The sequence below is a fragment of the Caulobacter sp. 10L414 genome, from assembly GCF_056395525.1.
Window position 1 is genome coordinate 1 of sequence record NZ_JBFTJR010000017.1, and the last position, 22,469, is coordinate 22,469.

A 22,469-nucleotide genomic window follows, 5' to 3' on the forward strand; every position below is an offset into this window, starting at 1 on the left:
GCCTGGACGTAGGCGGCCGGGGCGACGGTCACTTCACGGGCGACGCGGATCTTCAGGCCGATATGCTCGACCTCGATCTCGGTCAGGCCGGTGTCCTTCAGGATGTCGGCCAGCTTGCGGACCAGGCGGGCGTCGATCGACGGGGTTTCGGCCGTCTCGGCGGGGGCCTTCGGATTAGACATTGAAGCTTACCTTATCAGTTGGGGCCGGGGCGCGGACGTCAGTCGACGCTGATCAGTCCGGCGGCGGCCTCGATGGCCAGTTCATAGCTCGCAGCGCCGAAGCCGGAGACCAGGCCGGTCGCCGCGAGCGAAACGAAGGTGTGGCGGCGGAACTCCTCCCGCGCCGCAGGGTTCGACAGGTGACACTCGATGACCGGGATATTCAAGGTCTTCAAGGCGTCGAGGAGGGCGATGGAGGTATGTCCATAACCCGCCGGATTGATCACGAGCGCGCTGGCCTCGGTGCGGGCTTCCTGCACCCAGTCGATCAGCACGCCTTCGTGATTGCTCTGCCGGAACACGACGGAAAGCCCCCTGGCCGCGGCCCGCGCTTCGCAGCGCACGCGCACGTCATCCAGGGTGTCCTTGCCGTAGATCTCGGGCTCCCGCGTTCCCAACAGGTTGAGATTGGGCCCGCTCAGCACATGGATCGGTTTGACCATTCGGCTCCGCCGTCGATTCCGGAGGTCTTGTATAGCCGGTTCCGCCGCGTCACAAGCAGGGCTCGCTTCGGAGGTGAGATGAGACTTCTACTGAACGGCGAAGACCGCCAATTCGACGGCGTCGCCAGCATCGCGGACCTGGTGGCCGCCCTGGGCCTGGACGCGCGCAAGGTGGCGGTCGAACGCAACCTCGAGATCGCGCCGCGCTCGCTTTATGCGGACACCGCGCTGGCCGATGGGGATCGGATCGAGATCGTGACGTTTATAGGCGGCGGGTGACCCCCTCCGGCCCTTCGGGCCACCTCCCCCTTCAGGGGGAGGATCTTGGCTGGCGCCTTGCGTCCTTCGAGGCCCGCTGCGCGGGCGCCTCAGGATGAGGAGATCAGCGCACCCGACGTCCTCATCCTGAGGCGCGAGGCGAAGCCGAGCCTCGAAGGACGCACGGCTTCTCAGCCTCTCGTGGAAACCACGGAAGTTGATGGAGAGGGCGCGGGGCGTCCGGGCCTCGCCCGGATGTGTTTGTTTAAAGTACCGTTTCGACGAAGCTGAACGCCCCGCACGATCGTTATTCCTCAGGCCGGGGCGCGCAGGCCTCTTCCACCTTTTGCCCCTTCCCCATGCAGTGCGCCCCGTTTCTTGGCGGCCAGGCGTGCATGGCGGCGCGGACCCTTGGACGGGCGGAGGTCCATACCGACGGACCAACCGATGGATGGGTTTACGTCCCCCATCCTCATTTAAGCCTTCAGGCCCGGCTCACGCCGCTCCTTCAGCCCCGCTCGATCGCATCCACGTCGCACGCTTCGGGCCGGATCCTTGCGCCCTCTCCCCGCGACGGGACCCAATGATTATGCGGGCGTTCTGAGCGCGTCTGATCCAGGCGCGTGAGAAAGTTGCAAGCGGCTGAATTGGTTCAGGACTTTTCGGCGAACGCCGAGGATCGACAGGGCTCTATCCCCGTCCGATCCACAAATCCGTCCAATCCCCGCTTTCGCGGGGATTTTACGGATGGGGAAGCTGCACAGCCCCCTCCGGCCCTCTGGGCTGCCTCCCCCAGAGGGGGAGGATCTGGGGGAGGTTCCCGATCCGCGCCTCTACGGATTTGAAACCCAGGCTGCCCAGGCGTAAACCGGCCGCATGAACGCGCACGTCTCCCCCGAATCCGCCGCGCCGGCCGCCTCCGCCGACGAAACCTGGACCGTCGCTGGTCGCACCTTCCGCTCGCGCCTGATCGTGGGCACGGGCAAGTACAAGGACTATGCGACCAACGCCGCCGCCGCTCGCGCGGCCGGGGCCGAGATCGTCACCGTGGCCGTGCGCCGCGTGAACCTGACCGACCCGAGCCAGCCGCTGCTGGTCGACTACATCAAGCCGACCGAGTTCACCTATCTCCCCAATACGGCGGGTTGCTTCACCGGTGAGGACGCCGTGCGCACCCTGCGCCTGGCCCGCGAGGCCGGCGGCTGGGACCTGGTCAAGCTGGAGGTCCTGAGCGACCCCAAGACCCTGTTCCCGGACATGGAAGAGACCCTGCGCTCGCTGAAGCTGCTGGTCGCCGACGGCTTCCAGGTGATGGTCTACTGCTCGGACGACCCCGTCTACGCCAAGAAGCTGGAAGAGGCCGGTGCGGTGGCGATCATGCCGCTGGGCGCGCCGATCGGCTCGGGCCTGGGCATCCAGAACCGGGTCAACCTGCGGATCATCGTCGAGAACGCCAAGGTCCCGGTGCTGGTCGACGCGGGCGTCGGCACCGCCTCGGACGCGGCCATCGGCATGGAGCTGGGCTGCGACGCCATCTTGATGAACACCGCCATCGCCGAAGCCAAGGACCCGATCCGCATGGCCAAGGCCATGAAGCACGCCGTGATCGCCGGTCGCGAGGCCTACCTCGCCGGCCGGATGCAGAAGCGCCTGTACGCGGATCCCAGCTCGCCGCTGGCGGGGCTGATCTAGCGCCTATCCTCGTCATCCCGGGCGGAGGCGCGAAGCGCCGCAGACCCGGGACCCAGGGGACTGGGCTTTGCGGCTAGGTTTTCTACTGGACGGCGGCCGGCGCGTTGCGGCCGCCCCTGGGTCCCGGCTCTTCGCTTCGCTGCGGCCGGGATGACGATTGAGAGGCGGGCAGGGGTGTAGGCCTGCCCTCTCAGCACCAGCTGAAAACGGCCCCCCTCCGTCCGCTTCGCGGACACCTCCCCCAGAGGGGGAGGATCTTCTTCTAGGCCTTGAAGTCGACTAGCACGCCTTTCTTTTCCTCGGCCTGCTGGGTGACCTCGTCCTTGATCATCTGCTTGATCTTGGCTTCCAGCTTCTCGCGCTCCTTGGAATCCATCGCCGCGACGTCTTCCTCGGTCAGGCCCAGCTTGCCGAGGATCGCCGCGCGCATCTTCTCGGCCGGAGACTTGGCGGCGTAGTCGTAGAGGTCCTGGCGGGCGGAGGCGCCGCCGGTCCCGGTCGTGGCGGGCGTGAAGGCCGAGGTGACGCTGTCGACGCGGCTGGCCGCGTTGGTCGACATCGTCGCCCAGGGATTGGAACCGGAGACAAGCATGAGAACTCCCGCCGCTGATCTGGCGGGAGGCGCCAAGCAAACGCCGTGCAAGCAGGGGCTGGCACGGCGTTTCCAAAGATTTCAAAAGGTTGCGACAGCGTGTCGCGGAAGCCAAGGCCCGTCGCGGCAAAGCTTGCCGCGACGTTTCAACCGCCGGGCGATCCTTGCCGCCCGATCGGCCGGAGCGTCAGCCCTTCTTCTTGGCGGCGATGCGGGCTTCCTCGATGGCCAGGCTAAGGGCCTTCATGTCGGCGCCCGGGATCATCTTGTCGCCGACGATGAAGGCCGGCGTGCCTTCGATGTGCAGCGCCTGGGCCAGGCCCTGGACGTCCTGCAGCTGCTGGGTGACCGCGGCCGAAGCGCCGTCCGCGCGGGCCTTCTCGACGTCGACGCCGGCGGCCTTGGCGATGCGGGCGATGGCCGCCTCGTCGAGGCTCTTCTCGGCCATCATGCCCTTGTAGACGGGCAGGGTCTTGCCTTGGGCCTGGGCGCCGATGGCCATGCGGGCGGCCAGTTCGGAATCACGCCCGAAGATCACGAACTCCTTGAAGACGAAGCGGACGTCGGGGTTCTTCTCGATGATCTCGACCACCTGCGGGGCGGCCAGCTTGCAGTAGCCGCACTTGTAGTCGAAGAACTCGGTGACGGTGATCGTGCCGTTCGGGTTGGCCACGAAGTCGCGCGGATCACGCTCGATGGCCTGGCGGTGCTTGGCGATCGCGCCCTGCGACTTCGAGGCGGCCTGGGCCATCTGCTTTTCCTGCAGCTTGGCGCTGACCTCCAGCAGGACCTCGGGGTTCTCCAGCAGATAGGCGCGGACCTTCTTGCCGAATTCCTCGTCGCTCTTGGGTTGGCTGCAGGCGGCCATGCCGGTCGTCAGGACGAGGGCGGCGGCGGCCAGGGCGAGGGAGCGGCGAAGAGGCATTCGGATCTCGGTCTTTGGGGAATCGGCGATCAGGGATTGGACGCCGTCAGGCCTTCCTTGGCCAGGGCCTTGAGGTCCTGGTCGCTGGGGCGGGAGGCCAGCACGATGTCGGTGGCGCGCCGCCAGTCGGGCGTGTCCTTCTTCAGGAGCTCGCGGGCGCGCATGGCGAACACCCGGGCTTCCTGCACGGCGCCCAGGTTGAAGTACTGCTCGGCGGTGGCCAGGCGGGCCTCGCCGTCCTTGCCCTGCTTGTCGTAGGCCTGGGCCATCAGGCGCCAGGCGACGGCGTTGTCGCCCTCGTTGATCAGGGCGCGCTTCAGCTCGGCGACGCCTTCCTCGATCTTCTTGGGGTCATCCAGGCCGATCAGGGTCTGGCCGAGGTTGATGCGCAGCAGGGCCGCGTCGGGCTTGAGCGCCACCGAACGGCGCTGGGGCTCCTCGGCCTGGGCCACGCGGTTGAACTCAAACAGGATCTGGCCCTTGAGCTCCCACAGGTAGGGGTTCTTGTCGTTCTCGGCGATCAGGTCGTCGAGGATCTTCAGAGCCCGGTCTGGCTCCTTCATCTGGTAGTAAGCGATCGAGCGGGCGTAGCGGGCCGGGAAGCTGCGATCGGTTTCCTTGTACTTGATCAGGGCCGTCTGGGGATTGATGAACCCCTCCAGCTTGGCCTTCATGATCTCGTGTTCGGCCAATTCGTCGGGGGTGTCGACGGCGTCGTAGTGCGGCAGGCGCTCGACCTTGGCCCGCAGCGCCTCGATGCGGTCGGACGACAGCGGGTGGCTGCGGAAATAGGCGAAGCGCCGCGACTGGTCGAAGACCTCCTGGTAGCGGAAGTTGTCGAAGAACTCGACGAGGCCGCGGCCCGACTGGCCGGTGGCCTCCAGGAAGTTGGCGCCGGCCTGGTCGGCGCGGGACTCCTGCTCGCGGCTGTAGCCCAGCGCGCCCAGGGTGCCGAAATAGCTGGCGTTGCCCATCAGCACGGCGCCCGCGTCGGGAGCCCCGGCCAGGGCGGCCAGAACCCCTAAGCCCATGGTCAGGATCATCGGCTTGAGGCCGGCCTTCATCATCTCGTCGGAGCGCAGCGGATGGGCGCCGGCGAGGTGGCCGGTTTCGTGGGCGATGACGCCCTTGAGCTGGTTGGGGGTCTCGGTCTGCAGGATCAGGCCGGTGTTGAGGCCCATCATCAGGCCCTGGGTGGCGAAGGCGTTCAGTTCCTTGTCGCCGACCAGCAGGATGCGGACCGTCTTGGGGTCCAGGCCCGCCGCCGCGTAGATGGGATCGGAATCGCGGTGCAGGATCTCTTCGATCTCGGTGTCGCGGATCAGCGACAGGCCCTGGGCGCTGGCCGCGATCGGGGCGGCTGCGGAGGCCAGCAGGGCGAGGGCGGAAAGGCCGGCGCCGAACGTCTTGCCGACGGTCCTCTTGCGGGACGTCATCGATGGTCTCCTGGTCGCGCCCCCGCGCCGTCCGGCAGTCTAGCGTGCCCGGGGCACGGCTGGAAATCGCTAGGGCGTGGCTTGTCTAGGAGGGGATATAGGCGCGAACCGCGGCGACGCCATGGCGCCGCCGCGGTCCTTTGCGGTCGGATCAGCCGCGACGCCACCAGCCGCGCTTGGGCTGGGCGGGCGGAGCGCCGACCTCGTTCGGATCGGGCTCGGCGGCGATCGGCGCGGGTTCGGGCTCGACAGCCGCCGGAGCGGCTTCGGCCACCGGCTCGGGAGCCGGCTCAGGGGCGATCTCGACGTCGGCGGCGACGATCGGCGTGGCGTCGACGACGGCCTCGACGACCGGCTGTTCGGCGACGGCTTCGACCGTTTCCACGGCTTCCACCGTTTCGACGGCCTCGGTCGTCTCGACCTCGGTCTCGGCGGCGGCCTTGCGGCCACGGCTGCGCGAGCGGCGCGGCTTCTTGGCCGGGGCGGCCTCTTCCGGCGTCGGCAGTTCGACCCAGACGTCGGCCGGCGGGCCTTCGATCACCGGCGGCTCGAGCACCAGCGGGGCGACGTCCTCGACCACGACCGGGGCGATCGGGGTCTCGGCGGCCGGCTGGCGGTCACGACCGCCGCGACGGCGTTCGCGGCGCTCCGAGCGCTCGGCGCGTTCCGGACGTTCGGCGGCCTCGGCGCGTTCCTGGCGCTCGGGGCGTTCCGGACGCTCGCCGCGGTCGCGACGGCCTTCGCCGCCACGGGCTTCGAGGGCTTCCGGGTCGTGCCAGACATAGGGGTTGTCGCCGAACGGAACGCGCGGGCGGTTCCAGACATAGACGTCGGCGGCGCGATCGCCGTCCTCGCGACCTCCGCGGCGACCGCCGCGACGGCCACGACGGCGGCGGCGGCGGCGCGAATCCTCGTCGTCGCCGTCGGCGTCGCCTTCAGCGTCGAACTCGGCGCCTTCGCCGTCCTCGGCGGCCTCGTCGGAGGCCTCCTCGTCACGGCGGCCGCGGCGGCGGCGCTTGTTGCGGCGACCGTTGCGGTCGTCGTCCGAGCGGGCCTTGCGGGGCGCTTCGTCCTCGTCTTCGTCCTCGTCGCCTTCGTCGGCGATGATTTCTTCTTCCTCGTCTTCGTCCTCGTCGTCGAAGACGTCGTCGAACACCGGATCGGGCTCGTAGGCGATGGCCGGCGGCGCGATGCGATCGCCCAGCTCGGTGCGCTCGATCTCGTGCTCGGCCTGGCGCAGGCCGTCATCGACCAGCACGGTGACGAACACGCCGTGGTTCAGCTGCAGGCGCTGCAGGTAGGCGCGCTTTTCGTTGAGGATGTAGATGCCGACGGCGCGGCTGACCTTCAGGGTCACGGCGCCGCTGCCCTTGAGGGCCTCGACCTCGACGCCGCGCAGGGCGGCCAGGGCGCTGGATTCCACCGAGCGGACGCGGCCGGTGCCTTCGCAGTGCTCGCAGACGTGGGTGGTGCCTTCCAGGACGCCGGTGCGGCGACGCTGGCGGCTGATCTCCATCAGGCCGAAGCCCGAGATCTTGCCCATCTGGATGCGGGCGCGGTCGTCCTTGAGGGCGTCCTTGAGGACCTTCTCGACCGTGCGGTTGTTCTTGGCTTCATCCATGTCGATGAAGTCGATGACGATCAGGCCGGCCAGGTCGCGCAGGCGCAGCTGGCGGGCGGCTTCTTCAGCCGCCTCGATGTTGGTCTTGAGGGCCGTGGCCTCGATGTTGCGCTCGCGCGTGGCCTTGCCCGAGTTGACGTCGATGGCGACGAGGGCCTCGGTCTGGTTGATCACCAGATATCCGCCCGAACGCAGCGGAACGACCGGCGAGTAGATCTGCGCCAGGTGGTCCTCGATGCGGTTCTTGACGAACAGCGGCGTGGCCTCGCGGTACGGGAAGACCTTCTTGGCCTGGCTGGGCATCAGCATGCGCATGAAGTCGCGCGCTTCGCGGTAGCCGGCCTCGCCCTCGACCCAGATGCCGTCCAGGTCCTTGTCGTACATGTCGCGGATGGCGCGCTTTACGAGGTCTTCCTCCTCGTAGATCAGCGCCGGCGCGACCGAGTGCAGCGTGTTGTCGCGGATGTTCTCCCACAGACGCAGCAGGTATTCGTAGTCGCGCTTGACCTCGGCCTTGGTGCGCTTGGCGCCGGCCGTGCGGACGATCAGGCCCATGCCTTGCGGCACGTCCAGGCTCTGCACCACGCTCTTGAGGCGCTTGCGGTCGGTCACGGCCGTGATCTTGCGGCTGATGCCGCCGCCGCGGGCGGTGTTGGGCATCAGGACGCCGTAGCGGCCGGCCAGCGACAGGTAGGTGGTGAGCGCCGCGCCCTTGTTGCCGCGCTCTTCCTTGACGACCTGGACCAGCATGATCTGCCGACGGCGGATCACTTCCTGGATCTTGTACTTGCGCATCAGGCGGCGCTTGCGGCGCGCCAGCTCTTCCTCGACGTCGTCTTCCTCGTCGTCGATGGCGTGATCGTTGGCGTCGTCCTCGTCGTCGCCGCCGGTGGCGCGGCGCGAGATCGGGGTGTCGTCCTCGTCGTCGTGCGAATCATCGCGCATCAGCGCTTCGCGGTCGGCGACCGGGATCTGGTAGTAGTCCGGGTGGATCTCGTTGAAGGCGAGGAAACCGTGGCGGTTGCCGCCGTATTCGATGAACGCAGCCTGGAGGCTGGGTTCAACGCGGGTCACCTTGGCGAGATAGATATTTCCACGAAGTTGTTTGCGGGTCTGGCTCTCGAAATCGAATTCTTCAACCCGCGAACCGTCCACGACCACCACACGCGTCTCTTCGGCGTGGGCGGCGTCGATCAACATCTTCTTCGACATACAGGGAATCTCCACGGCGCGCGGCGGGCGCGAGGCCCGGGCGCCGATATGAAAGGAGGGCGCGCGCATCGCAGACCGCGACTTCGCCGGAGCGAAGTTCGAAGGGCGGTTGCCAGAGGCGATCGGGTGCGGCGCAGCCCATGGGGTTTCGTTTGTTTCCTTTGACGCGCCGAATGGCGCGGATCGGATGACGCGTCGTCGCCGGGAACGGCCAGGGCCCGACGCGGGCCCTTTTGGGCTCAGGCCGTCGAGACATCCGCCCCGCGCCGACCATCGCCCGCAAACTCAAAAGTCCGGCGGTTCCGGCTTGAGGGCGCTATGGACGCGTCCGTCATTTGGGAACCACTCACGCAAAGCGCCATGTCTGACGACGTCGCTCTGCGCACGGCGCCACTTTAGCAACATCGGAAGACAAATGAAAAGCGCCGTGGAGCAACCGGCGAAATTGATGAAGTCGACGGTTTCCTTAACGGTTTCTCTACCCGCCCCGGGCGATATCCGTCATTGGTTTTTCAGGTAACGCCATTGGCTGGGCGGTAATGCGTAAGGTCGTCATCGGAGCAGCGCGAACGGGTTGGGCGAAGGCGGCCGTGATCGTCGGCGCGCTGGCGCTCGCCGGCGTGGCCGTCGCCACCGTGCAGGGCCCCGCGCCCGCCGCCGGCGTCCAGAAGGTCCGCTTCGGCGGCGATCGCGCCGAGACCCGAGTCGTTATCGACCTCGACCGCGCCGCGGTCGGCAAGCTGATCGGCGACGGCGCCGCGGCCAGCCGAGTCGTCGTGGGCCTGCCCAACGTGACGGTCTCCGGCGACCTGCAGGGCGCCGGCCATGGGCTGGTCGACCGCTGGGTCATCGACGAGGCGGCCGGCGGCGCGCGCCTGTCGCTGGATCTTTCGTCCAAGGCCGTGGTCAAGCGCCGCTTCCTGCTGCCGCCCGCCGACGGCGCGACCGCCTTTCGCTACGTGATCGACCTGGCCGCCGCCGATCCGGCCTCGGCCGGGGCCGCCGTCATGCGTCCGACCACCATCTCGACCCCGGCCAAGCCCGCGACGCTGAAGCTGAAGAAGACGATCGTCATCGACGCCGGCCACGGCGGCAAGGATCCCGGCTCGGCCGGCGCCAACACCAACGAGAAGGACGTCACCCTGGCCGCGGCCAAGGCGCTGAAGGCCAAGCTGGAGAAGTCCGGCCGCTTCAACGTCGTGCTGACCCGCGACACCGACACCTTCATCCCGCTGGAATCGCGCGTGCAGATCGCCCGCCGCTCCGACGCGGACCTGTTCATCTCGCTGCACGCCGACTCGGGGCCCGACGTCGGCACCCGCGGCGCCAGCGTCTACACCCTGTCGGAAAAGGGCGCCGAGCGCGCCGCCCGGGTGCTGGAAAAGGACGACTGGCTGATGAAGGCCAGCCTGCCGGGCCGCGACCGCGCGGTCGGCCAGATCCTGCTGGACCTGTCGCAGCGCGCCACCAAGAACCGTTCGGCCGCCTTCGCCGAGACCCTGCTGGAAAAGGTCGGTGACGAGACCGTGCTGCTGCGCCGCAGCCACCGCGACGCCGGCTTCATCGTGCTTCTGGCGCCGGACGTGCCGGCGGTGCTGCTCGAGATGGGCTTCATGACCAATGTCGAGGACGAGAAGCTGCTGAAGAGCCCGCACGGCCGCGAGCGGCTGATGAACGCCGTCGCCAGTTCGATCGAGAGCTACTTCGCGACCCAGACCCGGATCAGCGCCCGCTGAGGCGGGGGCGTTTTCTCCGGCAGTAACAGCTAACAATCCTCGTCATCCCGGAAGCCTCGCAGAGGCTATCCGGGACCCAGGGGACTGGGCGCTGCATGCAGTCCATCTCCCCGGCGGCGGCCAAGGCAACGCGGCGGCCCCTGGGTCCCGGCTCTGCGCTTCGCTTCGGCCGGGATGACGTCCGTTGGGAGGGCAGGGGCGTTGGCGCCTCGCCCGATGCGGGTTACAGCCATCCTCTGGATGATTTGAGCGCGCGGCCGTCGCGTCGCTCGACGGAGGCCGTGTGGACTTGAAGCCCGCCGAAAGATGGATCGCCATAGCCGGCGTCGCGGTGCTGTCGACGATCGCGGTGGCGGGTTTCGCCATCGCCATCTATGCCGCGTGGCTGTTCCACGACATGCCCGACGCCGGCGAGCTGCAGGATTATCGTCCGCCGACGGCGACGCGCGTMTATGCCTGGGACGGCACCCTGATCGGCGAATACTCCAAGGAACGCCGGATCTTCGTGCCCTACGACCAGATCCCGCCGCAGCTGGCCCAGGCCTTCATGGCCGCCGAGGACCGCAACTTCTTCAAGCACGGCGGCGTCGACGTGGGCGGCTTCTCGCGCGCGATGCTCAAGAACGTCGGCAACGCCATGCGCGGTCGGCGCCTGGAAGGCGGCTCGACGATCACCCAGCAGGTGGCCAAGAACGTCCTGTTGACCAGCGACGCCACCGTCGGCCGCAAGTTCAAGGAAGCGATCCTGGCCCGGCGCCTGGAACAGTCGCTCGACAAGCAGCAGATCCTTGAGCTGTACCTCAACGAAATCTGGCTGGGTTACCGCTCGTTCGGCGTCGGCTCGGCCGCCTACAACTACTTCGGCAAGTCGCTGCCCGAGCTTTCGCTGTCGGAAGCGGCGTACCTGGCGGCGTTGCCGAAGGGGCCGGACAACTACCACCCGATCCGCAACAAGGCCAAGGCGATCGCCCGCCGCAACTGGATCCTCGACCAGATGGCGGACCTGGGCTGGGTCAGCCGCGCCGAGGCCGAGAAGGCCAAGGCCGAGGACCTGGTCGTGCAGCCGGCGCCCAAGCGCGCGGCCTATGCCGACGCCGACTACTTCGTCGAGGAAGTGCGCCAGCGCGGCATGGCCACCCTGGGCGAGCGGATCAGCGAGGGCGGCTACTACATGCGCACCACGCTGGACCCGACGCTGCAGACCGCGGCGCGGGCCTCGCTGATGGACGGGCTGGAGAAGTACGACCGCCGCCACGGCTGGCGCGGGGCCTGGGGCCATGTCGAGAGCCTGGACGAGGGCTGGGAGAAGGCCGCCCAGGCCAAGCGTCCGCCTTCGGAGCGGCGCGGCTGGCGCGCGGCGGTGATCACCTCGGCCGGCGGCGGCGTGCGCCTGGTCAAGGACGAAGGGGAGGGGAGCCTCACCGGCGAAGACGTCGCCTGGGCCAAGGCCGGCAAGGGCCTGAAGGTCGGCGACCTGGTGTTCGTCGAGCAGGTGGCGGGAACCTCGTCCTATCGCCTCAAGCAGATCCCGGCCGTCAACGGCGCCCTGGTGGCCATCGAGCCCTATACCGGCCGCGTGGTGGCCCTGGTGGGCGGCTATTCGTTCTCGCTGTCGAACTTCAACCGGGCGACCCAGGCGATGCGCCAGCCCGGCTCGTCGTTCAAGCCGTTCGTCTACGCCACGGCGCTGGAGAACGGCTACACGCCGGCCAGCGTGATCCTGGACAGCGCCATCACCTTCAAGGGCGCCAACGGCCAGGACTGGAGCCCCGAGAACTACGAGAAGAAGTTCTACGGCGCCCTGCCGCTGCGCAAGGGCCTGGAGCGGTCGGTCAACGCCATGACCGTGCGCCTGGCCCAGGGCGTGGGCATGAAGAAGATCATCGAGATGTCCAAGAAGACCGGCGTGACGCGCGACATGGCGCCCGTGCTGGCCATGGCGCTCGGGGCCGGCGAGACCACGCCGTTCAAGATCACGGCGGCCTACGCGCCGTTCGCCAACGGCGGCCGTCGCATCGAGCCGCACCTGATCGAGCTGGTGCAGGACCGCGAGGGCAAGGTGATCTTCCGCGCCGACAAGCGTGACTGTTCGCGGTGCGACAACGGCTTCAACGGCGACGAGAGCCCGCGCATCACCGCGCCGGGCGAGCAGGTCATGGACCCGGTCACGGCCTATCAGATCACCTCGATGCTGCAGGGCGTGGTCCAGCGCGGCACGGCCGCCTCGGTCAGCCAGTTGGGCTATCCGCTGGCGGGCAAGACCGGCACCACCAACGAGTATCGCAGCGCCTGGTTCATCGGCTATTCGCCCGACCTGATCGTCGGCGTGTTCGTCGGCTTCGATGACAACCGCTCGCTGGGCGCGGGCGAAACGGGGTCGCAGGACGCCGTGCCGGTGTTCATCGACTTCATGAAGGTGGCGCTGAAAGACAAGCCCAAGACCGACTTCAAGCCGCCGAAGACGGCCAAGTTCGCCATGGTGCGCGGCATCCGCGAGGCCTTCCGTCCGGGCACCGAGCCCAAGGTCGCCGCGCCGACGCCGACCGGCGGACCGATCTCGTACGGCGACGCCTGGCCCAACGGCGTGCCGACCGGCCAGCCTTCGCCGTCGGAGCCGCAGCCCAGGCAACAGCCTAAGCAGCCCGACATCAGCGGGCTTTATTGACCCCGGCGCGGTTGCGCTGAATCTGGTCGCGGGGTATCTCCCGCGCCCTTCACTTTGTGTCACGGAGTTACGTGATGAGACCGGATGTCGAGGCCGCTGCGGCCGACATCGAGCAGTCCGTTGGACTGCTCAGGAGGCGTCTTTGACTGGGATGTCGCCCTTAGAAAACTCGATGAACTGAACGCTCGGGTCGAAGACCCGACGCTGTGGGACCGTCCGTCAGAGGCCCAGGCCGTGTCGCGCGAGCGCGCCAACCTGGCCGCCAAGGTCGAGGCGGTGCAGAGCATCGAGCGCGACGTCAAGGACGCGCTGGAATATGCCGAACTGGCCGACATGGAGTCCGACGAGGACTCCCTGAACGACGCCCGTGCGCAGCTGAAGGCCATCAAGGAACGCGCCGCGCGCGCCGAACTTGAGGCCCTGCTGTCGGGCGAGGCCGACGGCAACGACGCCTATATCGAAATCAACTCGGGCGCCGGCGGCACCGAGTCGTGCGACTGGGCCGGCATCCTGCTGCGGATGTACACCCGCTGGGCCAACGCCCACGGCATGACCACCGAGCTGATCGAAGAGACCGACGGCGACCAGGCCGGCATCAAGTCGGCCACGCTGCTGGTCAAGGGCGCCAACGCCTATGGCTGGCTGAAGACCGAGGCCGGCGTGCACCGCCTGGTGCGCATCAGCCCGTACGACAGCAGCGCCCGTCGCCACACCTCGTTCGCCTCGGCCTGGGTCTATCCGGTCATCGACGACACCATCGAGATCGAGATCAACCCGTCGGACGTGCGCACCGACACCTACCGCGCCTCGGGCGCCGGCGGGCAGCACATCAACAAGACGGACTCGGCCGTGCGCCTGACGCACATCCCGACCGGGATCGTGGTGGCTTGCCAGGCCGGCCGTTCGCAGCACCAGAACCGCGACGAGGCCTGGAAGATGCTGCGCGCCCGGATGTACGAGGCCGAACTTCAGAAGCGTGAAGCCGCCCAGCAGGCGCTGCACGACCAGAAGACCGACATCGGCTGGGGTCACCAGATCCGCTCGTACGTCCTGCAGCCGTACCAGATGGTCAAGGACCTGCGGACCAACGTCGAGACCTCCGACACGGCCGGCGTGCTGGACGGCGATCTGGACGCCTTCATGGGCGCCTCGCTGGCCCAGCGGGTCGGCGCGACGCGGGACGCCGAGGGCTGAGGCCCTTGGGTCTTGCCTGAAACGACGAACGCCCCGGAGTGATCCGGGGCGTTTTTCGTTTGGGGGCCTAGGTGCGATCGCGGAAGAAGGCGTTCGCGGCCATTTCCTCGGCCGTCTCGCCGGGGACCGGTGGAAGAGGCGCGACGCGGCGGTTGGCCAACCATATGAAGAGCGGCGTTTCTAGGAGCGCCAATGCGCCGCCGATCAGGTCCCAAGGTGGAGCGGCGTCGAAAAGCACGATCCAGGCCCATCCGGCCAAGCCCACGGAGACCACGCACGTCGCGAGCAGCGCGCCGATCCAGGCCAGGATCACGAAGGTGGACTGGCGCGTACGCCTGCGATCCCGCGCTCTCAGCGAGGCGCGCCAGCCGAGCTTGGGCGAAGATGGCAAGGCGAGCCCTACCCGACCGGGCGCGCCGTCAGCGTAAGGTCGGCGGTCGGAGCGGCGGGGGCGACGGCCACGGGCGCGGCCTGGGGCGGCGCCTGGCGCTGGAACTTAAGGCTGCGGCCCTGGAAGAAGGCGCCGGTTTCCATGGCCAGCTGCTCGTGGGTGATGTCGCCGTCGACATAGGCCGTGCCGTAGAGGCGCACCTGCTTGGCGGTGACGGCGCCGACCACGCGGCCGCGGATCTCGACGGCCTCGGCGAAGACGCCGCCTTCGACATGGCCGGTCTCGCCGACGGTCAGGCGGCCCACGCGGACGTCGCCGCGCACCACGCCGTCGATCTGYAGTTCGCCGTCGCCGTTGACGCCGCCCTCGATGGTGATGTCCGACGAGATCAGCGAGGCCACGCGGGGCGGGGCCTTGCGGGTCTCGACCGGCGCGGGCACCAGGGCGGGAAGGGGCTCGATCTGGACCGGGGTCTTGGACCCCTTAGCCGGCTTGCTGAACATACTCGCCTGCCTTGAGGAAGCGGTTGGGGTTCTGGGCGCGACCATTGACCCAGACCTCGTAGTGGAGGTGCGGGCCGGTGGAGCGGCCGGTGGAGCCCATGGCGCCGACGCGCTGGCCGATGACGACGCGCTGGCCGACCCGGACGGCGATGCCCTGCAGGTGCGCGTAGCGGGTCTTGAAGCCGCCGCCGTGGTCGATCTCGACGGTGTTGCCGTAGCCCGAGCGCACGCCGGTGAACGAGATCACGCCGGGCGCGGTGGCCATGATCGGCGTGTAGAAGGCGCCGGGGAAATCCAGGCCCGAATGGAAGGCCGGGCGATGCGTGAACGGGTCGAAGCGGACGCCGTAGCTGCTCGACAGGGCCGGGTTGGCGGTCGGGCGGTTGAACGGCAGGCGCTGGGCCGCGGCGCCTAGGGCGCGCATGTCCGACATGTCGCTGGCGGCGCGGTGGATGCGGGCGGCGAACTCCTCGTCGACGTCCAGCACGGCGGCCAGGGCGCGGGGGTCCTTGGCCTCGATCAGCGGGCCGCCCAGCGAGCCGCCGCGGCCGGTGAAGCTGCCGGCGTCGAGGCCGGCCATGCGCATGGCCTGGCGCAGGCGCTCGGCGCGGCTCTTGGAATAGCCCTCGGCGGCGTCGATCAGGCGTTCCTGATCCATGCGCGTGGCCTGGATCCGCTCGACGGGCGAGGCCGAGGCCGGGGTCGGCTTGTTGACGGCCAGGGCCTGGGCGGCGCCGGGCGCGCCCTTGAAGTCGCTGACCAGCAGCGCCAGCGCGGCGTGGCGCTTTTCGACCGAGGTGGCCAGTTCGTCGAGCGAGCCGCTGGTGGCCGACAGCTGGGCCACGGCGCTGTTCAGACGGGCCTGGCGGTCGGCGTTGATGCGCTCGTAATAGGCTTTCTGCTTGAGAACGACCTGGTCGGTGTTGCTGACGGCCAGGGCGTTGACCAGCATGGCGGCGGTGCAGACGCCCATCCAAAGCGCCGCGGCGCCGACGCCGGCCGCGCAGGCCAGCTGCTTGTTGGTCGACAGCACGTAGCCGCGCATCTCGCCGCCCGAGCGGACATACAGATGACGTTCCGGAAACAGACCTTCGAGGGTCTTACGCAGGCGTTGAAAATGCGCGATCGCCATGCCCAGGAAACCCCCCAGTTTTCAAGGTCTGGGGGATATGCAACGAGAAAGCGGAAATGCGCAAGACTCTTCGCACCTGCGAAGGCGCGGATGGCCAAGTTTCGACCATGAACTTGCGTCGATTAACCCGACATGAACGGGCTGGCTACACGCGACACGGGAGAAGTGGCGGAAAAGCGTGACTTTGCGGCGCCGGCGCCACAGTGGGGCTTGGCTACCGGTCTTCCAGCGTGTGCCAGAGCCGCAGCACGAAGATCGTGGTCGTGGTCAGTTCGTAGCGGAGCTCATAGCCGCCGATCACCAGGCGTCGCACTTCGCGCGGGGAGAACTCTTCCAGCCGCTCGCCGAGCCTGGGCGCGTCGAGAAGGCGCTTGGGAGCGGCCACAAGTTCCCTGGCCGTGCGGGCGGCGGCGCGTGGGTTCACGTCCGCCAGGAAGGCGTGAAGGCGGGCGAGGTCCGACGCGGCCTTGCCGGTCCAGACCAGACGCATCAGCGCCGCGGGCTATCGCTGTCGAGGCCTTCGGCCCAAGCCTCCATCGCGGCCTGCTCGACAAGGCGGCCGGCGTCGACGTCGGCTATGCCCTCGATGGTCAGCGTGCGCCGGCGTTCCTCGCGATCGGCCCAGGCGGTCAGCGCCTCACGAACGACTGCGTCCTGCGATCGATCCTGGCGAACGGCCAGCCGGCCGATCTGATCGGCCAGCGGGGCGGGCACTTCGACGGTCAAGACCTTGGTGTGCACGGGCGACTCCGGCTGGACCCCGATGGTAGCCCAGCGAGATCTCATTGCTAGCCCTTCAAGGCCTGGGTCGCCTTGAGCACCGCCTTGACGTGGTTGGGCACCTTCACCTTGCGCCAGATCTCGCGGACCACGCCTTCGCCGTCGATCAGGAAGGTCGAGCGGTCGATGCCCATGTACTTGCGGCCGTACATGCTCTTTTCGACCCACGAGCCGTAGGCCTCGACGGTTTCGCCCAGGGTGTCGGAGCCGAGCTCGACCGTCAGGTCGTGCTTCTTGCGGAATTTGCCGTGGCTGGCGGCGCTGTCCTTGGACACGCCGATCACCACCGCGCCGGCCTTGGCGAACTCCTCGACCTCGGCCGAGAACTGCAGGGCCTCGGAAGTGCAGCCGGTCGTGTCGTCCTTCGGGTAGAAGTAGAGCACGACGTTCTTGCCCTTCAGGCCGGCCAGGCTGACGCGGCCGGTATCGGTGGGCAGGTCGAACTCGGGGGCCTTGTCGCCGGGGCTCAGCATCGCACTCTCTCCAAAACCATCACGCAAGCATCCCGGGTCGGCTCGGGCGACCCGGGATGAAGCATCAGCTTAGACCGGCTTGACCAGCACGATCTTCTTCTTGCCCTGGCTCAGCTTGACCACGCCGTCGATCAGGTCGGCGTTGGTCACCAGGCGGTCGCCGTCCTTTTCCTGGGCGTCGTTGAGGCGCAGGCCGCCGCCCTGGGCCAGGCGTCGCGCTTCGCCGCGCGAGGCGGTGAGGCCGATGTCGGTCGCCAGCACGGCCAGGGCCACGCCTTCGGCCAGGACCGAGGCGGCGACTTCGACCGTCGGCAGGTCGGCCGACAGCGCGCCCTGCTCGAAGGCCTTTTCGGCGGCGTCGCGGGCGGCCTTGGCGGCGTCCTCGCCGTGGGCCATGCGGGTGGCCTCGTCGGCCAGCACCTTCTTGGCCTCGTTGATCTGGGCGCCCGGCAGGGCCTCCAGCTCGGCGATCTTGTCCAGCGGCAGGTCGGTGAACAGCTTCAGGAAGCGGCCCACGTCAGCGTCCTCGGTGTTGCGCCAGAACTGCCAGTAGTCGTAGGGCGAAAGTTGCTCGGCGTTGAGCCAGACGGCGCCCGACATGGTCTTGCCCATCTTGGCGCCCGAGGCCGTGGCCAAGAGCGGCGTGGTCAGGCCGAAGGCGGCCTTCTGGTCGACGCGGCGCGTCAATTCGACGCCGTTGAGGATGTTGCCCCACTGGTCCGAGCCGCCCATCTGCAGCACGCAGCCGTACTTCCGGTTCAGTTCCAGGAAGTCGGTGGCCTGCATCAGCATGTAGTTGAACTCGAGGAAGGTCATCGGCTGCTCGCGTTCGAGCCGCAGCTTCACCGAGTCGAAGGCCAGCATGCGGTTGACCGTGAAGTGCACGCCGTAGTCGCGCAGGAACTGCACGTAGCCGAACTTCGAAAGCCACTCGTCGTTGTCGACCATGATGGCGTCGGTCGGTCCGTCGCCGAAGGTCAGGAACCTGGCGAACACCTGCTTGATGCCGGCGATGTTGGCCTGGATGTCGGCGTCGGACAGCAGCTTGCGGCTTTCGTCCTTGCCGGTCGGATCGCCGACCTTGGTCGTGCCGCCGCCCATCAGGACGATCGGCTTGTGGCCGGCCTGCTGCAGGCGGCGCAGCATCATGATCTGGATCAGAGAGCCCACGTGCAGGGACGGCGCGGTGGCGTCGAAGCCGATGTAGGCGGTGACGACGCCGCTGGCGGCGGCCGCGTCCAGCTCGTCCGGGTGGGTGATCTGGTGGATGTAGCCGCGCGCCTGCAGGGTCTTGAGGAATTCGGACTTGAAGCTCTGCGGCGCGGACATGGCTCGACTCTCTGTATCGCTGGTCCGCGCGTCTAGCACGGGCGGGGCGGTCTGTGGCGAGGGTTTCATCGATAGTCTCCTTGAAGGCTGGGCGCCGGAGACGTCGTCTTGAAGGGAGAAGGACGCATCGCCGGCCAGGTGGCGGTGCGTCGACATGACCGGTCGTTCGCCCGCTAGATCAGCGGGCGGTAATAGGCTCGGGTCTTGAGGGCCTTGGCGGTCATGGGGCCTAGCTACCCGAGGCGGGGCGTGGCAGTCAACGCAACCATGCGCATTCTCGGATTCATGACCGGCACTTCGCTCGACGCCGTCGACATGGCGGTGCTCGACACCGACGGCGAGGCGATCCAGGGCTTTGGCCCTAGCGGCGAGCGCAAGCTGCGCGAGGAGACCCGCGCGCTTCTGCTCGAAACCACCCGCCAGGCCCTGGCCTGGAAGCGCGGCGAGCCTGAGCCCGCGATCTTCGCCTACGCTCGCCACGAGGTGGCCGAGGAGCACTTTCACGCCGCCGACAGCTTCCTGGCCGAGCACGGCCTTTCCTGGGACGCGTTCGACCTGCTGGGCGTGCACGGCCAGACGGTGCTGCACGAGCGCCCCAACGCCGAGCGGGTGGGACGGACGGTGCAGTTGCTCGACGCCGAACGGCTGGCGGCCCTGACCGGACGGCCGGTGGCCTTCGACTTCCGCACCGCCGACGTGGCGGCCGGCGGGGAGGGCGCGCCGCTGGCGCCGATCTATCACGAGGCCCGGGCCCGCGCCTCGGGCCTGGCCGCGCCGGTGGCGGCGCTGAACATCGGCGGGGTGGCCAACATCACCCTGATCGGCGCGGACGGAACCCTGCTGGCCTTCGACACCGGCCCCGGCAACGGCATGATCGACCTGATGCTGCAGGAGCGCGGGCTTGGCCGCTTCGACGAGGGCGGCAGGCTGGCGGCGGCGGGCAGGGTGGACGAGGCGGCGCTCAACAGCCTGCTGGCCAGCGCCTATTTCGCGGCCCCGGCGCCCAAGTCGCTGGACCGCTACGACTTCTCGCTGGACGCGGTGGCGCACCTGTCGGCGCAGGATGCGGCCGCGACCCTGGTGGCCTTCACCGCGGCGGCCGTGTTCAAGGCCTTCGACAAGAACGACGCTCCGCCCAGCGCGCTGATCGTCTGCGGCGGCGGGCGGCACAATCCGCAGATCATGGCGGCGCTGGCGCAGCGGGTTCCCGTGCCGGTCAAGGCGGCCGAGGATTACGGCTGGCGCGGCGACGCCATCGAGGCCGAAGCGTTTGCGTATCTGGCGGCGCGTACGGCGCGGGGGCTGCCGATCAGCTTTCCGGGGACGACGGGGGTGAAGGCGCCGATGACGGGCGGGCGGATCGTCAATCCGTGATCCTTCTCCCTGGGGGGAGAAGGTGGCGGCCGGAGGCCGCCGGATGAGGGGTTAGGGGCTGAAGACGGCGTGCCGGCACGCCGGCCCACGGCGTAACCCCTCACCCTCCCACGCTTCGCGCGGGCCCCTCCCTCTCCCTCTGGGAGAGGGGGAGTCAGTGCAGCTTCAGCCGCCCCGCCACGCGCTGCTGCAGCAGTCGGGCCAGCGCCAGGGTGGCGGTCTTGCTGACGCCGAGGATGGCCTTGTGGTGGGCCAGGTGCAGCGAGACGTAGAACCACTTGGCCACCAGGCCCTCGATGAAGAAGTTGGGGCCGCCCAGTCCGCCCATCAGGGCGCCGACGCCCTTGTTCTCGCCCAGCGACACCAGCGAGCCGAAGTCCTTGTAGACATAGGGCTCTTCCAGCCGGGCCTGGCGCAGGCGGGCCAGCAGGGCCTTGGCGAGATAGCTGGCCTGCTGGTGGGCGGCCTGGGCGCGGGCGGGAACGAACTTGCCGTCCTTCCACGGGCAGGCGGCGCAGTCGCCCATGGCCCAGACGCCCGGTGCGGAGGTCTCCAGCCGGTCGTTGACCACGAACTGGTTGAGGCGGTTGGTCTCCAGGCCCAGCTCGACATTGCTGTCGGCGGCCTTCACGCCGGCGGCCCAGACGATCAGGTCGGCGGGGATGTCGCCGACGCTGGTCTCCAGCCGGTCGGGATGGACGGCGATGACCTTGGCGTCGGTGCGTACGTGCACGCCCTTGCGCTCCAGCGCGACCGTGGCCTGGGCCGAGGTCTTGTCGGGCAGGCCGCCCAGGATGCGCGGGGCGGCCTCGACGATGGTGATGTCGAGACGGAAGCGCTGTTCGGCGCCCAGGCTCTGCAGCAGGGCGCGATGGGCTTCCAGCAGTTCGGCCGACAGTTCGACGCCGGTGGCGCCGCCGCCGACGATGGCCACGCCCATGGTGCGCTCGGGCGCGAACGAGGCCTTCATGAAGGCGGCCAGCAGGCGGGTATGGAAGGCCTCGGCGTCCTCGGTGCGCTCCAGCAGGTGGGCGGTCTCGGCCCCGGGCGTGCCGAACAGGTTGGAGCCGCTGCCGATGGCGATCACGCCCCAGGTGAAGGTGATCGAGCGTTCGGGGACCAGCACCGCGCCGTCCTTGGTGGTTATGGCCTTCAGCGTCAGGCGCTTGGCGGCCGGGTCCAGGGCCGACAGTTCGCCCAGGTGGAAGCTGAAGTGGTTGGCGCGGCCCAGGATCGGGTAGGACAGGCCCTCCTGGTGGACGTCGAGCGTGCCGGCGGCGACCTCGTGCAGGGTGGGCTTCCAGATGTGGAAGCCGGAGCGGTCGATCAGCAGGATCCGCTCCTTGCCCTGGCGCCGCCCCAGCTTCCGGCCCAGCTGCGCGGCGAGCTCAAGGCCGCCCGCGCCGCCGCCGACGATCACGATGTCATAGTGCATGAACCGGCGATCTCCGCTGATAGCGATACCTCCGGTCTTAGAACTTTGCGGCGGGGCTGTCTCGCAGTTGCGTCCTTCGAGGCTCGCCTCTGGCTCGCGCCTCAGGATGAGGAGCGCCCTGCACCGATTTCCTCATCCTGAGGCGCCCGCGCAGGACGCAGGATGACCAAACAAAAAGCCCGCCCTCGTCGCCGAGAGCGGGCTCTTCGAAGCCTGAAACCAGCGACCCCTACGGGATCGGGTTGGCTTCCAGGCGCTTGTCGATGTAGCCGCCGACGGTCTGCTCGACGAACGGCAGGTGCTCGGCCCAGAAGTGGGTGGCCTTGTCGATGACTTCGTAGTCGATGACGATGCCCTTCTGGGTGCGCAGCTTTGAGACCACGCGCTCGACCTCGACGGGCGGCACGACGGTGTCGGCGCCGCCGGTCAGGATCAGGCCCGAGGCCGGGCAGGGGGCCAGGAAGCTGAAGTCGTACATGTTGGTCGGCGGCGACACCGAGATGAAGCCGTCGGTTTCCGGACGGCGCATCAAGAGCTGCATCCCGATATAGGCGCCGAAGCTGTAGCCTGCGACCCAGGTCTGGGCGGCGGCGGGGTTGTTGGCCTGCAGCCAGTCGAGCGCGGTGGCCGCGTCGGCCAGCTCGCCGATGCCGCTGTCGAACTCGCCCTGGCTGCGGCCGACGCCGCGGAAGTTGAAGCGCAGGGTCGCAAAACCGCGCTTCATGAACAGGTGGTACAGCTGCACCGACACCGGGTGATTCATGTGGCCGCCGGCCTTGGGGTGCGGGTGCAGGATCAGCGCGATCGGCGCATTGTCGGTCTTGCCCGGCGAATAGCGGCCTTCGATACGGCCCGCGGCGCCAGTCAAAATAACGTCAGGCATTCAGATCCCCGTCACGAGTTGGGGCGTCGGGGGCCACGCCATTCGCCGCGAAGGGCGCATGGAATACTTGACCGCCGCGCTTGGTCTTCCTAAATCCGCATCGCGCGAAGCGCCCTTGCCGGGCGCGGCGCGAAGTCGCGGCTTGTAGCATACGCAAATGCGGTTGCGCGGGGA

The 22,469-nt window shown here is 68.5% G+C and carries 20 protein-coding genes and 1 pseudogene; 6 read left to right on the forward strand and 15 right to left on the reverse strand.

The genetic code is table 11. The features are described from left to right. Together AC1DCG_RS09110 and AC1DCG_RS09115 are read right to left on the reverse strand one after the other, a co-directional pair. Nucleotides 1-182, reverse strand: a pseudogene (locus tag AC1DCG_RS09110) (acetyl-CoA carboxylase biotin carboxyl carrier protein); the annotation flags it as partial. A gap of 38 nt (nucleotides 183-220) precedes the next feature. After that, complete coding sequence (locus AC1DCG_RS09115; protein ID WP_058346515.1) at nucleotides 221-664, reverse strand: type II 3-dehydroquinate dehydratase; 444 nt, start codon at nucleotides 662-664, stop codon at nucleotides 221-223. A gap of 78 nt (nucleotides 665-742) precedes the next feature. Between AC1DCG_RS09115 and thiS the strand changes: the two genes are divergently transcribed. Continuing rightward, complete coding sequence (gene thiS, locus AC1DCG_RS09120) at nucleotides 743-943, forward strand: sulfur carrier protein ThiS (protein ID WP_058346516.1); 201 nt, start codon at nucleotides 743-745, stop codon at nucleotides 941-943. Nucleotides 944-1,798: 855 nt separating this feature from the next. Then, complete coding sequence (locus tag AC1DCG_RS09125; protein WP_165255896.1) at nucleotides 1,799-2,614, forward strand: thiazole synthase; 816 nt, start codon at nucleotides 1,799-1,801, stop codon at nucleotides 2,612-2,614. Nucleotides 2,615-2,876: 262 nt separating this feature from the next. On the opposite strand, the gene AC1DCG_RS09130 is transcribed toward AC1DCG_RS09125, so the two are convergent. The 4 genes from AC1DCG_RS09130 to AC1DCG_RS09145 all read right to left on the reverse strand — a co-directional run bounded on the left by AC1DCG_RS09130 (nucleotide 2,877) and on the right by AC1DCG_RS09145 (nucleotide 8,400). Continuing rightward, the gene (locus AC1DCG_RS09130) at nucleotides 2,877-3,206 is read right to left on the reverse strand and encodes a hypothetical protein (protein ID WP_477030121.1); all 330 of its coding nucleotides are present in this window, start codon (nucleotides 3,204-3,206) and stop codon (nucleotides 2,877-2,879) included. 187 nt (nucleotides 3,207-3,393) lie between these two features. Beyond that, nucleotides 3,394-4,131 carry a DsbA family protein gene (locus AC1DCG_RS09135; RefSeq protein WP_165255892.1) on the reverse strand — a complete coding sequence of 246 codons (738 nt, stop codon included), beginning with the start codon at nucleotides 4,129-4,131 and terminating at the stop codon, nucleotides 3,394-3,396. A gap of 29 nt (nucleotides 4,132-4,160) precedes the next feature. Continuing rightward, the gene (locus AC1DCG_RS09140) at nucleotides 4,161-5,567 is read right to left on the reverse strand and encodes a M48 family metalloprotease (RefSeq protein WP_165255891.1); all 1,407 of its coding nucleotides are present in this window, start codon (nucleotides 5,565-5,567) and stop codon (nucleotides 4,161-4,163) included. Nucleotides 5,568-5,718: 151 nt separating this feature from the next. After that, nucleotides 5,719-8,400, reverse strand: a complete 2,682-nt coding sequence (locus AC1DCG_RS09145) for an Rne/Rng family ribonuclease (RefSeq protein WP_477037016.1) — start codon at nucleotides 8,398-8,400, stop codon at nucleotides 5,719-5,721. Between the two features lie 539 nt (nucleotides 8,401-8,939). Between AC1DCG_RS09145 and AC1DCG_RS09150 the strand changes: the two genes are divergently transcribed. From AC1DCG_RS09150 to prfB, 3 genes are all read left to right on the forward strand, one after another. Continuing rightward, a complete protein-coding gene (locus AC1DCG_RS09150) occupies nucleotides 8,940-10,136 on the forward strand; it encodes an N-acetylmuramoyl-L-alanine amidase family protein (protein WP_477037015.1) in 1,197 nt (398 codons plus the stop codon). 283 nt (nucleotides 10,137-10,419) lie between these two features. Continuing rightward, nucleotides 10,420-12,801 (forward strand): penicillin-binding protein 1A, encoded by a 2,382-nt coding sequence (locus AC1DCG_RS09155; protein ID WP_477030125.1) that lies wholly within the window; start codon nucleotides 10,420-10,422, stop codon nucleotides 12,799-12,801. A gap of 74 nt (nucleotides 12,802-12,875) precedes the next feature. After that, nucleotides 12,876-13,995, forward strand: a protein-coding gene (gene prfB, locus AC1DCG_RS09160; protein ID WP_165255884.1) for a peptide chain release factor 2 whose coding sequence is annotated in 2 segments (ribosomal slippage) — nucleotides 12,876-12,944 and nucleotides 12,946-13,995 — 1,119 coding nt in all. Because the reading frame shifts where the segments join, the coding sequence is not laid out codon by codon here. A 67-nt stretch (nucleotides 13,996-14,062) separates the two neighbouring features. Here the strand turns inward: prfB and AC1DCG_RS09165 are convergent. From AC1DCG_RS09165 to tyrS, 7 genes are all read right to left on the reverse strand, one after another. Next, nucleotides 14,063-14,308, reverse strand: a complete 246-nt coding sequence (locus tag AC1DCG_RS09165) for a hypothetical protein (RefSeq protein WP_477030126.1) — start codon at nucleotides 14,306-14,308, stop codon at nucleotides 14,063-14,065. A gap of 86 nt (nucleotides 14,309-14,394) precedes the next feature. Continuing rightward, on the reverse strand, nucleotides 14,395-14,889 hold the full coding sequence (locus AC1DCG_RS09170) for a bactofilin family protein (protein ID WP_477037014.1): 495 nt from the start codon (nucleotides 14,887-14,889) through the stop codon (nucleotides 14,395-14,397). Beyond that, nucleotides 14,870-16,021: a M23 family metallopeptidase gene (locus tag AC1DCG_RS09175; protein ID WP_477037013.1), complete on the reverse strand. Its 1,152-nt coding sequence runs from the start codon at nucleotides 16,019-16,021 to the stop codon at nucleotides 14,870-14,872. The genes AC1DCG_RS09170 and AC1DCG_RS09175 overlap by 20 nt, the downstream gene beginning before the upstream one ends. Before the next feature lie 214 nt (nucleotides 16,022-16,235). Beyond that, on the reverse strand, nucleotides 16,236-16,511 hold the full coding sequence (locus tag AC1DCG_RS09180) for a type II toxin-antitoxin system RelE/ParE family toxin (protein WP_165255878.1): 276 nt from the start codon (nucleotides 16,509-16,511) through the stop codon (nucleotides 16,236-16,238). Further along, nucleotides 16,511-16,762, reverse strand: coding sequence for a CopG family ribbon-helix-helix protein (locus AC1DCG_RS09185; RefSeq protein WP_477030130.1), 252 nt, complete (start codon nucleotides 16,760-16,762; stop codon nucleotides 16,511-16,513). Before AC1DCG_RS09185 ends, AC1DCG_RS09180 begins: the two co-directional genes overlap by 1 nt. Before the next feature lie 47 nt (nucleotides 16,763-16,809). Further along, nucleotides 16,810-17,274, reverse strand: a complete 465-nt coding sequence (locus AC1DCG_RS09190) for a peroxiredoxin (RefSeq protein ID WP_165255875.1) — start codon at nucleotides 17,272-17,274, stop codon at nucleotides 16,810-16,812. Between the two features lie 69 nt (nucleotides 17,275-17,343). After that, nucleotides 17,344-18,672 carry a tyrosine--tRNA ligase gene (gene tyrS, locus AC1DCG_RS09195; RefSeq protein WP_477041459.1) on the reverse strand — a complete coding sequence of 443 codons (1,329 nt, stop codon included), beginning with the start codon at nucleotides 18,670-18,672 and terminating at the stop codon, nucleotides 17,344-17,346. Nucleotides 18,673-18,870: 198 nt separating this feature from the next. Here tyrS and AC1DCG_RS09200 point away from each other — a divergent pair, with 198 nt between their 5' ends. Then, nucleotides 18,871-19,977 carry an anhydro-N-acetylmuramic acid kinase gene (locus AC1DCG_RS09200; protein ID WP_477037020.1) on the forward strand — a complete coding sequence of 369 codons (1,107 nt, stop codon included), beginning with the start codon at nucleotides 18,871-18,873 and terminating at the stop codon, nucleotides 19,975-19,977. 154 nt (nucleotides 19,978-20,131) lie between these two features. Here AC1DCG_RS09200 and AC1DCG_RS09205 read toward each other — a convergent pair whose 3' ends face one another. Both AC1DCG_RS09205 and AC1DCG_RS09210 read right to left on the reverse strand, forming a co-directional pair. Beyond that, the gene (locus AC1DCG_RS09205) at nucleotides 20,132-21,412 is read right to left on the reverse strand and encodes an NAD(P)/FAD-dependent oxidoreductase (protein ID WP_477037011.1); all 1,281 of its coding nucleotides are present in this window, start codon (nucleotides 21,410-21,412) and stop codon (nucleotides 20,132-20,134) included. 229 nt (nucleotides 21,413-21,641) lie between these two features. Further along, nucleotides 21,642-22,295: an alpha/beta hydrolase gene (locus AC1DCG_RS09210; protein WP_101717897.1), complete on the reverse strand. Its 654-nt coding sequence runs from the start codon at nucleotides 22,293-22,295 to the stop codon at nucleotides 21,642-21,644. Nucleotides 22,296-22,469: the final 174 nt, after the last annotated feature.

Coding starts and splice junctions, on each gene's coding strand:
- AC1DCG_RS09180 (WP_165255878.1), bottom strand. CDS start 16,511: ATGCGTCTGGTCTGGACCGGCAAGGCCGCGTCGGACCTCGCCCGCCTT.
- AC1DCG_RS09200 (WP_477037020.1), top strand. CDS start 18,871: ATGCGCATTCTCGGATTCATGACCGGCACTTCGCTCGACGCCGTCGAC.
- AC1DCG_RS09115 (WP_058346515.1), bottom strand. CDS start 664: ATGGTCAAACCGATCCATGTGCTGAGCGGGCCCAATCTCAACCTGTTG.
- AC1DCG_RS09135 (WP_165255892.1), bottom strand. CDS start 4,131: ATGCCTCTTCGCCGCTCCCTCGCCCTGGCCGCCGCCGCCCTCGTCCTG.
- AC1DCG_RS09125 (WP_165255896.1), top strand. CDS start 1,799: ATGAACGCGCACGTCTCCCCCGAATCCGCCGCGCCGGCCGCCTCCGCC.
- AC1DCG_RS09190 (WP_165255875.1), bottom strand. CDS start 17,274: ATGCTGAGCCCCGGCGACAAGGCCCCCGAGTTCGACCTGCCCACCGAT.
- AC1DCG_RS09150 (WP_477037015.1), top strand. CDS start 8,940: ATGCGTAAGGTCGTCATCGGAGCAGCGCGAACGGGTTGGGCGAAGGCG.
- thiS (WP_058346516.1), top strand. CDS start 743: ATGAGACTTCTACTGAACGGCGAAGACCGCCAATTCGACGGCGTCGCC.
- AC1DCG_RS09140 (WP_165255891.1), bottom strand. CDS start 5,567: ATGACGTCCCGCAAGAGGACCGTCGGCAAGACGTTCGGCGCCGGCCTT.
- AC1DCG_RS09205 (WP_477037011.1), bottom strand. CDS start 21,412: ATGCACTATGACATCGTGATCGTCGGCGGCGGCGCGGGCGGCCTTGAG.
- AC1DCG_RS09175 (WP_477037013.1), bottom strand. CDS start 16,021: ATGGCGATCGCGCATTTTCAACGCCTGCGTAAGACCCTCGAAGGTCTG.
- AC1DCG_RS09210 (WP_101717897.1), bottom strand. CDS start 22,295: ATGCCTGACGTTATTTTGACTGGCGCCGCGGGCCGTATCGAAGGCCGC.
- AC1DCG_RS09145 (WP_477037016.1), bottom strand. CDS start 8,400: ATGTCGAAGAAGATGTTGATCGACGCCGCCCACGCCGAAGAGACGCGT.
- AC1DCG_RS09130 (WP_477030121.1), bottom strand. CDS start 3,206: ATGCTTGTCTCCGGTTCCAATCCCTGGGCGACGATGTCGACCAACGCG.
- tyrS (WP_477041459.1), bottom strand. CDS start 18,672: ATGAAACCCTCGCCACAGACCGCCCCGCCCGTGCTAGACGCGCGGACC.